12 protein-coding genes are annotated in these 15,051 nt (G+C 45.2%); 8 read left to right on the forward strand and 4 right to left on the reverse strand.

Features of this window, described 5'->3' with window-relative positions:
- Window positions 1-65: 65 nt before the first annotated feature.
- Together NYE45_RS10385 and NYE45_RS10390 are read right to left on the reverse strand one after the other, a co-directional pair.
- Window positions 66-1,412 carry an MFS transporter gene (locus NYE45_RS10385; protein WP_340016593.1) on the reverse strand — a complete coding sequence of 449 codons (1,347 nt, stop codon included), beginning with the start codon at window positions 1,410-1,412 and terminating at the stop codon, window positions 66-68.
- A gap of 30 nt (window positions 1,413-1,442) precedes the next feature.
- A complete protein-coding gene (locus tag NYE45_RS10390) occupies window positions 1,443-1,865 on the reverse strand; it encodes a MarR family transcriptional regulator (RefSeq protein WP_264929466.1) in 423 nt (140 codons plus the stop codon).
- Window positions 1,866-2,122: 257 nt separating this feature from the next.
- On the opposite strand from NYE45_RS10390, the gene NYE45_RS10395 reads away from it, so the two are divergent.
- From NYE45_RS10395 to NYE45_RS10405, 3 genes are all read left to right on the forward strand, one after another.
- Complete coding sequence (locus NYE45_RS10395) at window positions 2,123-2,602, forward strand: RbsD/FucU domain-containing protein (protein ID WP_340016594.1); 480 nt, start codon at window positions 2,123-2,125, stop codon at window positions 2,600-2,602.
- Between the two features lie 267 nt (window positions 2,603-2,869).
- Entirely contained in the window at window positions 2,870-3,370 is a 501-nt protein-coding gene (locus NYE45_RS10400) for a GNAT family N-acetyltransferase (protein WP_340016595.1), read from the forward strand.
- A 50-nt stretch (window positions 3,371-3,420) separates the two neighbouring features.
- Window positions 3,421-4,041 carry a conjugal transfer protein TraX gene (locus tag NYE45_RS10405; RefSeq protein ID WP_260986497.1) on the forward strand — a complete coding sequence of 207 codons (621 nt, stop codon included), beginning with the start codon at window positions 3,421-3,423 and terminating at the stop codon, window positions 4,039-4,041.
- 114 nt (window positions 4,042-4,155) lie between these two features.
- Here NYE45_RS10405 and NYE45_RS10410 read toward each other — a convergent pair whose 3' ends face one another.
- Together NYE45_RS10410 and NYE45_RS10415 are read right to left on the reverse strand one after the other, a co-directional pair.
- A complete protein-coding gene (locus tag NYE45_RS10410) occupies window positions 4,156-7,830 on the reverse strand; it encodes an amino acid adenylation domain-containing protein (protein ID WP_340017349.1) in 3,675 nt (1,224 codons plus the stop codon).
- Window positions 7,831-7,909: 79 nt separating this feature from the next.
- A complete protein-coding gene (locus NYE45_RS10415) occupies window positions 7,910-9,652 on the reverse strand; it encodes a methyl-accepting chemotaxis protein (RefSeq protein ID WP_340017350.1) in 1,743 nt (580 codons plus the stop codon).
- Between the two features lie 511 nt (window positions 9,653-10,163).
- Here NYE45_RS10415 and rpiA point away from each other — a divergent pair.
- From rpiA to NYE45_RS10440, 5 genes are all read left to right on the forward strand, one after another.
- Window positions 10,164-10,835, forward strand: a complete 672-nt coding sequence (gene rpiA, locus NYE45_RS10420) for a ribose-5-phosphate isomerase RpiA (protein ID WP_340016596.1) — start codon at window positions 10,164-10,166, stop codon at window positions 10,833-10,835.
- 25 nt (window positions 10,836-10,860) lie between these two features.
- Entirely contained in the window at window positions 10,861-11,460 is a 600-nt protein-coding gene (locus NYE45_RS10425) for a GNAT family protein (protein ID WP_340016597.1), read from the forward strand.
- 15 nt (window positions 11,461-11,475) lie between these two features.
- Entirely contained in the window at window positions 11,476-11,937 is a 462-nt protein-coding gene (locus NYE45_RS10430; RefSeq protein ID WP_062833727.1) for a MarR family transcriptional regulator, read from the forward strand.
- 285 nt (window positions 11,938-12,222) lie between these two features.
- Complete coding sequence (locus tag NYE45_RS10435) at window positions 12,223-13,311, forward strand: cobalamin-dependent protein (protein WP_340016598.1); 1,089 nt, start codon at window positions 12,223-12,225, stop codon at window positions 13,309-13,311.
- Window positions 13,312-13,323: 12 nt separating this feature from the next.
- Window positions 13,324-15,039 (forward strand): ATP-binding protein, encoded by a 1,716-nt coding sequence (locus NYE45_RS10440; RefSeq protein ID WP_340016599.1) that lies wholly within the window; start codon window positions 13,324-13,326, stop codon window positions 15,037-15,039.
- Window positions 15,040-15,051 lie beyond the last annotated feature (12 nt).

Here is a 15,051-nt window from a genome sequence, read left to right on the forward strand (position 1 = left end):
TAAGAAAGCAGATGAGTTTGCTTTCTCGGTGTAAACGCGTTTCTATGAGCAGCATGATTAACGAATCATTCGTGTCTGCTTTTACTCGACTGGCCCGCTTCGGTGTTGCTAGTTCCAGTTTGTGAATTCTTGGATTGATCTTGATCTGATTCTGATTCCGTTGCAGGGATATGAGTATGCGCGAGCAGAGCATGAGGTTCAATGGAGAAGCTGCCGCTTCGTTTTCCCTGAACCAGATATATAAGCAAGAACAAAATCATGAACATCACGGAATAACGGTACATATCGGTATAACTGGTCATGGACGCAATGGCACCAAGTAGAAGTGCACCAGTCGCAATACCCAGATCCAGCGAGTTCAAAAACATGCCGTTAGCCATCCCCCGTTGTGAAGGAGAGACCACCTGAATCATCCAGGTCTGGAGAGAGGACTGCATGGAACCATAGCCAATCCCGTAGATAAAGGCAGCAATGAACAGGGTGGACATGGAGGTTGCGTAAGAGAGCAGAATGAGCCCGATAGCAATAAATATGGCCCCTGGAATGAGCAACGCTTTGGGACCTTTGTTGTCATAGATCCGTCCTGCAAATGGTCTAACCAGTAACACGGCGAGTGCATTGAACAAAAAGAACAGCGCAGGATTGGCCAGATTGGCTTCCTTGCCATACAAGACGATGAATCCAACAAGCCCACCATACGTGATGGATAACAGGCAATTCAGCACACTGGGCAGAATCAGCTTGCGGTTGAAAGGTGTCTTCTGCTTCGATTGCGATCCTGAAGCGCTGGTTGCAGCCTGTGGCATAATGTTCGCACTGTTATCGGTTCTGCTGGCTTTTTTGCGTGTCAGCGAATAACTCAGTGGATAGATGACAACGAGGACACCCGCAGTACATAACATCAGGGTTACGAATCCTGCACCTTGGAGCAGAGTGACCCCTATAATTGGACCCATAGACATAGCCAGGCTAGTCGATAGCCCGAAGTAACCCATGCCTTCACCCATTCGTTTAACGGGCACAATGTCCGAGGCCATCGTTGGAAAAGCGGTGCTACTCATACCAAACCCGATACCAAACAACATTCTGAGCAATAAGAGCACAGCTATACCTGCAGCAAAATAATAGCCGAGTGTTGCCAGCAGGGCTATGGAAAGTCCTATATAGATCATGGCGTTACGAAGGCCCTTCTCCAATGCTTTCGCGGAATAAAGACGGGCTGCAATGGCACTTAGGGCAAATAGACAGGTAAAGAGACTGACCTCAAACGCATTTGCGTGAAATCGCTCCTGAACGTAGGACGGAAGTGGAGAGACGATCATGTGCAGCTGCAAGAACAGCAAAAAGTTGCACAGCATTAGCAGAATAAAATCGGTGGTCCATAGCCTAACTTGTGTAGATTTTTCTTTCATGATGATGTATTCCCCCTGAGTTGTGATTCATTACAGATTGCGGTTAATGAGGGAAAGAGTATGTTTAAATGCTTCCATCTGGTCTTCGGATATACCTTCAGCAAGTTCTTTATTCATTTCTCTTTCAATCGGAACGAGGATATCGATTAACGCTTTGCCTTCCTTGGTGAGATATAACAGATAGGCTCTACGATCCTGTTCGCTGGTCCGGCGTTCTACCCAGCCTTTCTTTTCAAGCAGATCAATAATCCGGGCAGTGGTTGGTTGGTCTTTGAAGACACGTGAGGCCAACTCTTTCTGATTCACACCTTCACCTCGGTCAACATTAAAAAGGACAGAAAATTGTTCTGTCGTAATATCATAAGGTTTGAACCGCGTAGCAAGTAAAGCAACTGCTTTACGATGCGTGAAACCCAGCATGAATCCAACAGATTGTTCCAGTGTATAGTCCATGTGATTGCGAGACCTCGCTTTCCATTATAAAAATGTTCCAATCAATTAGTTGTTATAACAACTATATGGCAAACAAGTATTTTTGTCAAAATGAAATATTCTTATATCGAACATATGTGTACGCGATGCAATGATCAAAAAATACTGTTAGAATGGAGATGAAACCGCTTCTATGGCATCCATGTCCACAGTGTTTGAAGAATGGAGAAAACCAATTCGCTCTAACCGATGTTGGAGAAGACCAAGGAGAGCTGTGTATGCTAAAGAATATTCCTGCAATAATCCCTCCAGAGCTACTGAAAATCATGTCTGAAATGGGGCATGGAGACGAGCTGGTTCTGGCTGATGGCAATTTCCCGGCAGCCAGTCATGCCAAGCGACTGATACGCTGTGATGCACTGGGAGTCGTCGAACTGCTGGAAGCCATCCTGCAATTATATCCACTGGATACCTATGCCGAGCGTCCCGCTGCTGTCATGCAGGTTGTGGAAGGGGATCAGGTGATACCAATCATATGGGAAGACTACCGCCGGTTAATTGAAGAATACGAAGGCATAACGGATGCATTCGATCATGAAGAGCGATTTGACTTTTATGAACGTGCTTCGCGTGCCTATGTGATTGTTGCAACCGGAGAGCGTGCACAATATGCTAATCTGATTCTGAAGAAAGGCGTCATTTTCCCTGATGCCGATCCTTCTCAGCAACAGCAGAATGCTGAATCGAACTCGAACTGAAGAATTACGGCGACGGAGCAGCAGATGCTTTGGTCGCCTTTTTATTTTTGCCAATTCGAAGTCAATATAACAAAACACACAGAATTGCCATGGACTCGATAAGCAAGATGCAAACTGGAAGCGCGTATGGACGAATAGCGAGTCCATGTCCAAGATACTACAAACTTTGATGCAGATGATGAATGGGGAAAGGGAAGGGATTGTTTTACAATAGGTTTACATACAAACGATGAGACGATTGTCTCCATCCCAAAGGAGTTGAAGGAAGTGCGGCACCGAATCAGACAAGCAGATCTTGCGGATCTTCAAGAAGTGGGACGATTGTTCAATGAGTACAGGATGTTCTACAACCAAAATGCTGACATAGAGGCAGCATGTCAGTATATTAAAGAACGAATGGAACACCATGAATCGGTGATTTTAGTAGCAGAAACAGTTGTGGAAAGTGATCATCGGACAGATGAAACCAACGATAAGCCACTCTCGAATGGTTTGAATTGTGCCGCATTCGTTCAGCTGTATCCCAGCTTCAGCTCGGTATCAATGGGGCCCATCTGGGTACTTAATGATCTGTTCGTGCATCCCGATTATCGTCAGCAAGGTATTGCAAGGAAGCTGCTGCAAGCATCTAAGCAATTGGCATCTGAGCGTGGAGTTCTTCGTATATCGCTCTCGACTGAATTAAGTAACAAGCAAGCTCAAGCTTTATATCAATCCGAAGGATATGCACAGGATACCAAATTCATGTATTATGAACTTAGTCTATAAGCATGAATGGCAGACCCGTGTAGTCGGGAAAGAGGGAGGGAAGTCACAACATGATGCAGTGGATTGCCATGATCACGATGTTAATTGATCATATAGGGGCTGTCTTTTTTCCGCATATTATAGAACTGAGAATCATAGGTCGTATCGCTTTTCCAATCTATGCTTTTGCAGTGTATATCGGGTATAAACATACACGAGACGTACAAAAATACATATGGCGGCTGTTCTGGATTGCAATTATATCGCAAGTACCGTTCATGGCCGCGTTTAATCATTACTCTTTGAATGTGGTATGGACTCTGTGGTCAGCTCTTTTGGTCCTGTTCGTTATCGATAAACTGCCATCCCGCCTACTGAGCATTCCGATTGTAATTGGAGCAGGTTGGTTCATGGAAATTAGCCAGATGGATTACGGGATGTATGGGTTATTATTGGTCCTGTTATTCCGTTATTTCCAAGGTCCTGTACTTGTCGTGGCGCATGTTGTGTTGAATGCGCTATATCTCCTGCTGCATAACAGCTCTGTGCAAATGTATAGTGTGCTGGCAACCGCCGGTATTGCCATTGCTCAGTATTACCAAGCAGGATTCCGCATGAAGGGGCCGCGTTGGGTGTGGCGCTATTTCTATCCAGCGCATCTCGCCATCATTGCAATAATCCGCTGGATGTAAAAGAATGATCCAGGCACACGAAGCAAAGAAGCCACCTTGTCGTCAGTGAATGACGATGAAGGTGGCTTCTCTTCGTGTAACTTATATTAATTAAATGCTAATGATAAAGTGAACTTACTCCATTGCTGTAGAAGTGCCATTATGGCGCCGGATTGCAGACGGGAAATATCCAATCTGAACGGCGTAGTCTAACATGGCGGAGATGAAGCGATCATCTGTTTTCGCACATGAGATTCCGGCAGGTTCCACATAAGCAGTTGTGACAGGGCAGGCATAGACATAAGCTGAATCTTTAGCACCGTCGCCTTCAAGCTGTGCAATAGCCAACTGAAGAGCTTCGGGCTCTTTGCTGATGTTTGCATCAAACAACCAACGTGTGTATTCCGCGAAAGGTAGTGTTTCGACTGCATAACCAGCCCGATTCACAGAACGGATCAGTTCATCATAGCGGATTGGCTCTGGATTACAGATGTGGAATACACGACCGGCTGTATCCTGACGCAAGGCCAGATGAACAATGGCTTCACTTGCATAATCGATAGGTGTAAAATCAACCATCCAGTCAGCAGCAGGAGCCTTGCCAAGCAATAACATCGCTTTGATCATACGATAGAAGGCGTTGCTATCAATATTGGATTGGAAGCGTCCAGTCTCAGAGTGACAAGTGAGATTACCTGCGCGATAGATGCTGACAGGTACACCTTCCTCTGCGGCAATCATGAGCACTTTCTCAGCTTCAAGCTTGCTGTCCGAATACAGGTTGTCCACATGCAAGTCAGCCGGAAAACGATCATATTGCAGTGAGGATTCCCATTGTCCGCTAAGTGCGAGATCTTCCGGAATACCCATCGTGGATACATGGTGGAAGGAAGCTCCAGGTTTGCTGCGAATCAGATCCAGCAATGCGACCGTTCCTGCCACGTTTGTTTTGGCGAACTGCTCAGCATCCCCGAAATGACGTACGTCTGCAGCACAGTGGATGACACGGTCAATTCGTTCTTGGACATAAGCCGTTTGATCAGTTGTCAGACCGAGATGGGGTTGTTCGAGATCCCCTTCAATAATCTCCACGCGAGCTGCGAGTTGATCAGTTAGTTGTTTGCCGAAATAGCCTTCCAGCACTTTAGTCAAACGATCCATTGCAGTTATTCCATTGGATGGTCGACGAACCAGCGTATAGATTCGTGTACTGGAATTCAGAATTAACTGTTGCAGCACATGAGAGCCCAGATAACCGGTTGCTCCGGTCAGTAACACATGCTCAGGTTCACGAATGACCGGATACCCCAACTGGGACGCCAGTTCCACAGGATGTTCGGATAATTGTGTGATCATGCCATCCGTCACCGCTGAATGTGTAACTTCTGCTGTACTTTGAGACAGTACCCCAACACGACGAGCGAGAGCACGGACTGTTTTCTCGGCAAAGAAGTCGGCAATTTTCAGCTGTGGATAATGCGGCTTCAGAATGACCAGTACATGAATGACCCGGAGTGAATCACCACCTACATTGAAGAAGCTGTCTTCGACACCGAAGTCATCGTGCTGAAGAATTTCTTTCCATGCGTCCAGGATAATGGATTCCGTTTCCGTCTCAGGCATGACCCGATCAGGGCGATCTTCATGTCGTTCCACATGAGGCAGGGATACCATCGCTTTGCGATTGATTTTCCCAGTCGGAGCAATCGGCATTTCATCCAGCTGACAGATCCATTTTGGTACAAAATAAGAAGGTAGTTTTTCCGTCAATTCTGCCTTGATATCCGCAACAGAAAGGGTGCTGCCATCTTTCGAAGTAAAGTAACCCACGAGCATATTCTGTCCGTCGGATTCTTTCTTCGGAATAACGGCAACGTTCTGGATCTGATCCAGACGCGCAAAGTGATCTTCAATCTCCCCGATCTCAATCCGGTGACCACGAATTTTTAGCTGCGAGTCACTGCGACCGACATATTCCAGTAATCCGGTATCGAGCAATTTGGCAATATCGCCAGACTTGTAGATTTTCTCACCTATCGCAAACGGATTCTCAATGAATGCTTGCTCTGTACGTTCTGGCTGATTCAGATAACCTTTGGCCAGTGCAGGGGTAGAAATGTATACCTCACCAGGCACACCTACCGGACAGAGCTGATGTTCTTCATTCACAATGTATACTTTGTAGTTATGAATCGGTTTACCGATAGGGATGTTCACCACATGTTCGGGAACCTGCTCACTGATGCGGTGAGTGGCTGTGGCTACCGTACATTCGGTAGGTCCGTACACATTAACAATATCAATCTGGTTTCCGAATTTGCGCTGGAAGGCACGAACCTGTTCACCATAGAGAGCTTCTCCGGCTACAGTAATGATTCTGACTTTGGCCAACTTGTGGAAACCTTCTTCTGATAAGTAGGAAGCGAGCTGATTAAAGAAAATCGTAGGTAGTATTGTAATAATGGTTGTTCCTGTCCGTTCAATTGCACTTGCGAATTCTTCAACAGATACTCGTTCTTCCGCAGACAACAGATACAATTCTGCTCCATAGAACAAGGCGCCAATGGTATCCCACACAGATGCATCGAAGCTGTATGTAGCAAACTGGGTTAATACATCACCTGGTTGAATGTCACAATCACGCTGAACGACACTGCCAAGATTGGTTACACCCCGATGGGCAATCAGCGCACCTTTGGGCTTACCTGTTGAACCTGACGTATAGATGATATACGCCAGATCATCTGGCTGAATATCGAGATTGGGGTTGCTTGCTGCGAACCCGGCTAGACGACCATCCACAGCGAGAATCTGACGGACAGTAGCTATACTGGAGAACAAGCTGGAAGCTTGGTCATAAGAAGCCTCCGTTGTCAGAACGAATGATGACGCCGTATCTTCGACAATATAGCTGTTACGTTCTTGTGGATGCTCAGGGTCGATCGGAACATATGCACCACCTGCCTTTAGAATACCGAGCAGGGAGATGATGGTTTCCAGACTTCGATCCATAAAGATACTGACGAATTCACCTTTCTGCAATCCATTGGATAAGAGAACACGTGCAACCTGATTAGCTCGTTCATTCAATTCTCTGTACGTATAACTTGTAGATGGCGATGTAATCGCTGGCGAATCCGGAAATGCTGCTGCCGTTGCTTCGAACCAGCCATGAACCGTCTGATTCGCTGGTTCGAGAACGGAAGTATCATTCATTTCACGGTACAGCAATCGATCTGAGGCGGAAAGTATATCCACCGCACCGATGGCTTTGTCACTGTCACGCACGAGGGCGAGTAGAAGAGTCTGATAGTATTCTGCATATCTCAGCACGGTAGATTCTTTCAACAGTGAACTATCATAGAACAGATCGAGAATGAGCATGTTCTGATCATCTCGAACGTTCCAATTCAATATTTGTGGTGCTTGAGGCAACTGTACGCTATTCAGCATAAACAACGTTTCAGGGTATCCACCGGTTTGCAGCGTGTAATCAATCTTGAGCTGCTCTGAAACCTGATGACATAGTTCGCCAAAGGTCAATTTGCCCTGAATCTGTAATGAAAGATAGGAAGCTGCCTGATCGGGAGCTAGCACACCTATGGTAAGTTCCTGTTCAGCTGACAATCGGAATAACAAGGCTGCATAAGCTGAGAGGAGTACCGGGTACACCATCTGTTCTCCAAACTTCTGTTTAAGTTCACGACTCAGAGAATCTTGTAATGTAATTTGAGCAGACTGATAAGAGAATGATTGTTGACGTCGCCCAAAATCCAGTGGAATCTGCAGAACCGGCAAGCTAGATTCCATGGAATGGGAAGATGATGATTGGTTTTCAATCACTTCAGTTATTCCTCCTTGGTTCAAACCGAATGTTTGTGGATTTGAATTATTGTTTGCTTACATTGAAATGAGAGATCAGTTCCTGGAGTTCCTCAGACATGCTGTTAAGGCGTGTGGAGGAGTCTACCAGTGTAATCAAAGATGCTTTTTGCTCATCAACAGATGAGGAGATTTGCTCACTGCTATTGGCTGTCTTACTTACACTTGAAGACAAGTCATCTGCTGTAGCGGTCATTTCCTCCGTACCTGCAGAGATTTCTTCTGTTGCGCTTGAAACTTCCTGAATCTGATTAGACACTTTTTTCGCTGCTTCTAAAATATCTTCGAACAATTGTCCTGTTTGATCGGCTACGCTGAGCCCTGTATCTACTTCTGACGTACCTTGTTCCATAGCACGTACAGCTTGTTTAATCCCAGCTTGAATCTCTTGGATCAATACGCCAACCTGGCTGGTCGCTTGTTCAGACTGCTCGGCAAGTTTGCGTACTTCACCTGCCACAACTGCAAATCCTCTTCCTTCTTCACCGACACGTGCTGCTTCAATGGATGCATTAAGGGCAAGCAAGTTCGTCTGGCTTGAGATTCCCGAGATGATATTGAGAATATCGCCGATTTCCTGTGAACGACTCTCCAGAACCTCAATGGCAGAAGCGGTATTCTTAACCGATTCCGTAATCAGATTCATCTGTTCAGATACCTGACGGACAACGCTGTTACCTTGTTGCGAACGACGTTCCATCTCATAGGCTTCATCCGCTACACTTGCGGAGCTGCTGGCAATCGTTTGGATTACAGTAGCCATCTCGGACATGGCACGTGCACTATCCCGGGTTGCCTGTTCCTGTGAACGAATGTTGGACGTGATTTGGGTAACATTATTATTGATAGAATCTGCATTCTCACTGTTGCGTTCAGAAACTTCATATAGTTCTTTGGCAGATTGATTCACTTCTTGGGATGTAATTTGCACTTTTACGATAGTATCGTTGATCTTGCGAACCATCGTGTTGAACTTCTCGTTAACGAGTCCCAGATCGTCCTTGCCTGTCGGAATGTTGACATTCAAATTACCCCGACTTACGTCATCAATTCCTTTGATCAAGTGACGGATAGGGGAAAGAGTGTTTTTAACCACAAGGTATTGGATAATCAGGAATAATAGCAAGAAAGCAACCAGGATGATAATTCCGTTTTTAAGCAAGGAGTTCAGTCCTGCCGGTACAGCTGATGCATCTGCATCAATGGCAAAATAGGAAAAAATTTTACCGTTGCTGTCTTTGATTGGATAAGCAATGGTTGTCCATGTTCCGAAATCATCGGAGTAGAACGTTGTGAACGTTGGGCGATCCGTATTGAGCATTTCTTTCAGTGCATTGGCTACAACGACTGGCTGCTCATACATGTCACCGATATTTACGTTCTCACTTTGAAAAGCCTCTCTTAGGTTGGTCGGCATCGCTACAAGGGAAGTTAATCTCTTGTTATCGCCACCAAGTTCAACACCGAAGATGTAGGCTTGTGCAATGTTAGGATAATATTCTTGCATTTCATCGAAATACGCTCGTAATTTCGTTTGAGTTGTTCCATCATAGCTGCCTTCCGCAATAGCAGCTTGTACTTCGGTGGGATTGATATCTTCAGCCCACTTTTTGGTAATTTGTTCCACCTGTCCGTGCAGCTGATCAACAAGAACTGTTTTTTGAAAATAGTAACTGCTTGCAATCAGTGCTACCCCGATGATAATGATATTAGTAAATGAGAGTAACAAATTTTTGGAGAAAAACGACATGCTTTTCCAACTTAATGATTTCACTAAATTCCACTCCTGATCTTCTTTGAATTAAGAAACTTTAGGGTTGCTTTGGTACAGTGAACTAGATCATTCCGTGATCCCCTCCAAAGGAAATTTATGCGACCATGGTCTTGGTTTATTAGTCGCTTTCGTAGAGACTTATGTACCGTATGAACCATAGGTGTCTAAATATTAAAACACATCTATAATTAATATGTCGTATAAAATGTCGTTAAATTGAATAGTATCGTTAAATTTTTTTTAATATTTTACGTATTTATGGACATATCAGACGAATTATAGGTATTTAGAACTGTTTATTTAAAAATTTCCCATTTTTTAGCTTCATTCTGTATTCTATAACATGGTGGGTAAAAATACATCCTTAAACATTGGAAAAAATAAGATGCAAAGATGCAACAGAAGGCACGGATATACATCGGAAGCGGTTTTATCTATAATAACTACATATGCATTTCTCAAATTATGAGCAGGCGGGGGTTTATAGATGAATCTTAAACAGATAGCAGCGGAGCGTGCGGCAGAATATGTTGAAGATGGCATGAAGGTTGGATTGGGTACAGGTTCAACAGCTTATTATGCCATCTGCCGAATTGGTGAGCGGGTACTCGATGGCTTGAATATTCAAGCGGTTGCCACTTCGGAAGCTTCGGACAAGCTTGCACGGGAATGGGGTATTCCCATTGTTCCATTTGACCAGATTGGTCGTCTGGATCTGACCATTGATGGTGCAGATGAAGTAGATCCCGAATTTAACCTGATTAAAGGTGGCGGCGGGGCTCTTTTGCGTGAAAAAATCGTGGCGGCCAATAGTGACAAATTAATTATTGTAGCGGATGGCAGCAAAGCAGTGCAAAAGTTGGGTAAATTCCCGTTGCCAGTTGAGGTTGTTCCATTTGCTTCAGAGTGGACCTTCCAGGCGCTCGAAAAACTGGGGTGTCAACCACAGTGGCGGATGGATGGAGAGCAGCGTTACCTGACAGACAATGGAAACCTGATCGCGGATTGCCATATGGAAGCGATTGATCATGCTGCGGACCTGAATGTTCAACTGAACATGTTACCGGGTGTAGTTGATAATGGACTATTTGTGGATATGGCTAGCACAGTCATTCTTGCCAATTCGGACGGTAGTATCGAAGAGCTTCATCGTTCTTAATATGGAGGAGGGCGCTTTGCATCGTATGAAAGAACGACCACTCGTCGATGGTGAACTTGTTCTCCGGTGTGCGGAGAACAAGGATCTGAAAGAACTCTATGAATTGATCTACAGTGATGACGTACCTGAATGGAAGCAATGGGATGCACCTTATTACCCACTCGAACACGAAAGTTATGAAAGTTTCGAACAAGGTATGTTGAAACGTATGGACGTGGATCCAAGTGATTCCAAACCGGTATCGATCCGTATCATTGAATCCGACAAACAAATTGTAGGCACGATCAGCTATTATATAGAAGATGAGTCATCCATGTGGCTGGAAATGGGGATTGTAATATACAGATCTGCCCAGAGGGGACGCGGGATTGGCACACGTTCACTTGTCATGTGGTCAAGTCATTTGTTCGAACATCTGCCGTTGGTTCGGGTTGGATTGACTACTTGGTCCGGTAATGAACGAATGATGCGTGCGGCTGTAAAAGCCGGGTTACAGGTGGAGGGGCGAATGCGGAAGTGTCGTGTCGTTCGCGGGGAGTACTATGATTCAATTCGTATGGGAATGCTTCGCGAGGAGTGGGAGCAAAAGCTGTCCTCTAATGCGAGCCGAAATGTAAACAACTGATGGAGGATTATTGAAATGCTGAACACGGAGGACAACCGGGAACTGTCGTTACAATTATTCGTGGTTCTTGTTCGGGCCTACAATTCTGTGACCTCACGTTCCAATCGGGACATCCAGAGTCACGGACTGAATACGACAGAATTTGGTGTGCTTGATTTGTTATATCATAAGGGACCACAGGCTTTGCAAAAGATCGGTGAAAAGGTGTTAATGTCCAGTGGTAATATTACGTATGTGGTAGATAAGTTGCAGAATAAAAATCTGCTGTTTCGTCGGCCATCCAAGGAAGATCGTCGTGTCATTTACGCTGAATTAACCGAGGAAGGAAGACAGCTGTTTACAGAGATATTTCCTCAACATCATCAGGTTATCATTGATGCTTTGGAAGGTCTTGACCCTTCCGAGAAAGTGGATGCGATTAAGATGTTGAAGAAGCTTGGACTGGCTGCAGAAGGGAAAACTGACTTGCGTTCATAACGCAGGTCAGTTTTTTTGTGTAACTCGAAAAGTACAGGCATATACTGGCTGACTGACTTGCAAGGCCCTACATAATATAGGAAGATTGTTCTATACATGTATACGGTAAAATACATGATCATCAAAAGTTCATGTATAATGGAACAGGACGATTAAGAGCGGAATGGATGGATTGGATCAAGTAGAGGAACCTATCCCGATTGAAAGTTAGCTAACATCGATCTCATTCCATATTAGTCACGAATGATGAATGAGGTGTGAAGCGGGTAGAGGAGGGGTGCATCTATGAGTCATCAAGAAGCAGGAGAACGTTTACTCCAGGAATCGGGGAACTTAGCTGATAAAATAACGGAGAAACAGTATCTCAGACAGCCCGATTTACTTGAGCGATTTGGTGAGAACGGAAAAATGCGAACCAAACAAGATTCGCAGTATAGCTTGAACTATTTGGCAGAAAGTGCGCTCGTACAGAGTCCAGGCCTATTTACTCATTATATTACCTGGCTGAAAGTTCTGCTTGAAGGTTATCGGGTATCACAAGAAGACCTGGCAATTAATCTCAATCTGATCAAAGAGACATTGGAAGAAGAATTTGACCATCCGTCAAAGGCGCTTCTGCTCGATTATCTGGAGATGGGAATATATAGAACAACACAAATGGAACCACAGGTGGGTTACATTAACGAATCCATGCCATATGGAGAGGCCGCACAATCGTACTTGCAGTGTTTGCTTGAGAATAAACGGAAAGAAGCTTTTGAGATCATTGAAGCTCAGTTAGAGGCTGGGGTGACGATTCGTGATATTTATCGTTATATCTTTCAGCCCACCCAATATGAAGTGGGGCGATTGTGGCAATGCCATCGGATCAGTGTGGGGCAAGAACACTTTTGTACGGCAGCGACCCAGTCATTCATATCACGTCTCTATTCTCGCTGGTTGATTCATACGGGGCAGGATAAAAGGTTGGTTGCCACCTGTGTAGGCAGTGAACAACATGAGATCGGACTGCGTATGCTCACAGATGTGTTCGAGATGGAAGGCTGGGATACGCACTATCTGGGAGCCAATGTCCCCAATGGAAGTGTAGTTGAGGCCATAGAACGCCATCAAGGCGATGTAGTTGCGATCTCTGTCACAATGACGTATCATCTTCATCTCGCCAAAGAGCTGATTCATCTGATTCGTCATCATCCGGCAACGGCACATGTGAAGATTATGGTTGGGGGATATCCCTTTAATATTGATCAGGAGTTGTGGAAAACGATAGGAGCCGACGGTTATGCTCCGGGAGCCGATGAGGCAGTTGCGGTTGCGGAACAATTATTGGCTCAGCCAGCTATATGTAATCATCTAGATATGGTTAGGGATTAGGAGAGGGATGATGTGTTGTCTAATGAGAACGGAGAGATACAGAGGCTACGCAGAACGATTGAGCAGTTATCGGATCAGATGATCCGGAGCAAAGAGCAAGAGGAACGGACGCTTGCGGAATTCTCGGATATGAATAATGAACTGGTGACACTCCAGCGTCTGCTTGCGAAGAACAATAACAGTCTTGAAGCTGCACGTCAGCAAGCAGTAGATGCAGGGGAATCCAAAAGCGCATTTATTGCAGGCATCAGTCATGATTTTCGTACGCCATTAAATGGCATATTGGGGATGGCTGAGATGCTTAAGCTGTCCCCGTTGTCTGAAGAACAGGAGAATTCGGTTTCCGTTATACAGGATGCTGCCAGACTGCTGCTTAAGCTGATTCAGGATCTTCTGGATGTGTCCAAACTTGAGGCAGGTCAGATGCAACTTGAACGGGGAGAAGTGCATCTGCAAGAGACGATAAATTATATTGTTCGTTTGCTCGACCCCCAAGTCAGAAAGAACGGAAATCAGTTATCGGTAGATTGTGACCCCAGAATCTCTTCTCCTCTTGAAGGGGATTCAACGCGAATTACACAGATTCTGATCAATCTAATTCAGAATGCGAACAAATTCACATCAGAAGGCTCTGTTGGGATACGAGTCGCTCTTGTTAAAGATGATGAGAGTAAACAAACGATTCGATTTGAAATTGAAGACACGGGCATTGGTATTTCGGAAGAAGATCAGACCCGACTATTTCTACCTTATATGCAGACAAAACGAGGACGGTCGAGGGAGTATGAAGGAACAGGTCTTGGACTATCGATCTGCAGATCGCTTGTTGTCCTCATGGAAGGTCAGATTGGAGTAGATAGTATAGAGGGTGAAGGATCAACATTCTGGTTCGAACTTGCACTGGGCAAGAAATACGATAACCAGTCCGTTCACGAGTTTAGCACATCTTCGTCTCAGGAAATTCAGGGTCAATCTGTACGTGAGGAAGCCCCTTCCGTAACTGTCTTGCTGGCCGATGATAATGTCATTAACCGGCAACTTGTGATGTTGCAGCTCAAAAAACTGGGAATTACCCAAGTGGACGCCGTCTCGAATGGGGAAGAGGCAGTAGCTGCTTTTCTCAGCAAAAAATACAGTTTGATTCTCATGGATTATATGATGCCACTAATGGACGGCTTGGAAGCAACACGCAAAATCCGCTCGATAGAAATGGATGAAATGCGTCATATCACGCCAATCATTGCGATGACTGGTAATGTCATGCAAGGAGAGAAAGACAAGTGTAGGGAAGCTGGGATGAATGACTTCATCGGCAAACCGTTCACGCTCGAGATTCTGAGTACGATGATCCAGAAGTGGCAGCAATCGGCTGAACCGACAGAGGTACTGAATATGAGCATCGTGCATGAGATTGCGGAATTAAACACCGATGGTGATCGTACACTCCTCGGTATGTTATTGGACATGTATCGTACAGACACCCCTGGCAAGATCGAAGTGCTGCGCAGACATATTGTCTCGGGGGACCATACTGCTGCAAGGGAGGTAGCCCATGATTTGAAATCAGTGAGTTTGAGTCTGGGAATTAGTTATCTATCGACTTTGTTCGCTCAGATCGAGCAGTTCGCGAAGGAAGGCCAGCCGCGTAAAGCAGAACCGTTGCTCGACGCTTTGCTTCCCGCTTATCAAACGGCCTGTGCTGCGCTGCAACGAGTAAGTAAAGATTGATCACATCTTAAG

Source organism: Paenibacillus sp. FSL K6-1318, from assembly GCF_037976905.1.
Lineage (GTDB): Bacteria > Bacillota > Bacilli > Paenibacillales > Paenibacillaceae > Paenibacillus > Paenibacillus amylolyticus_A.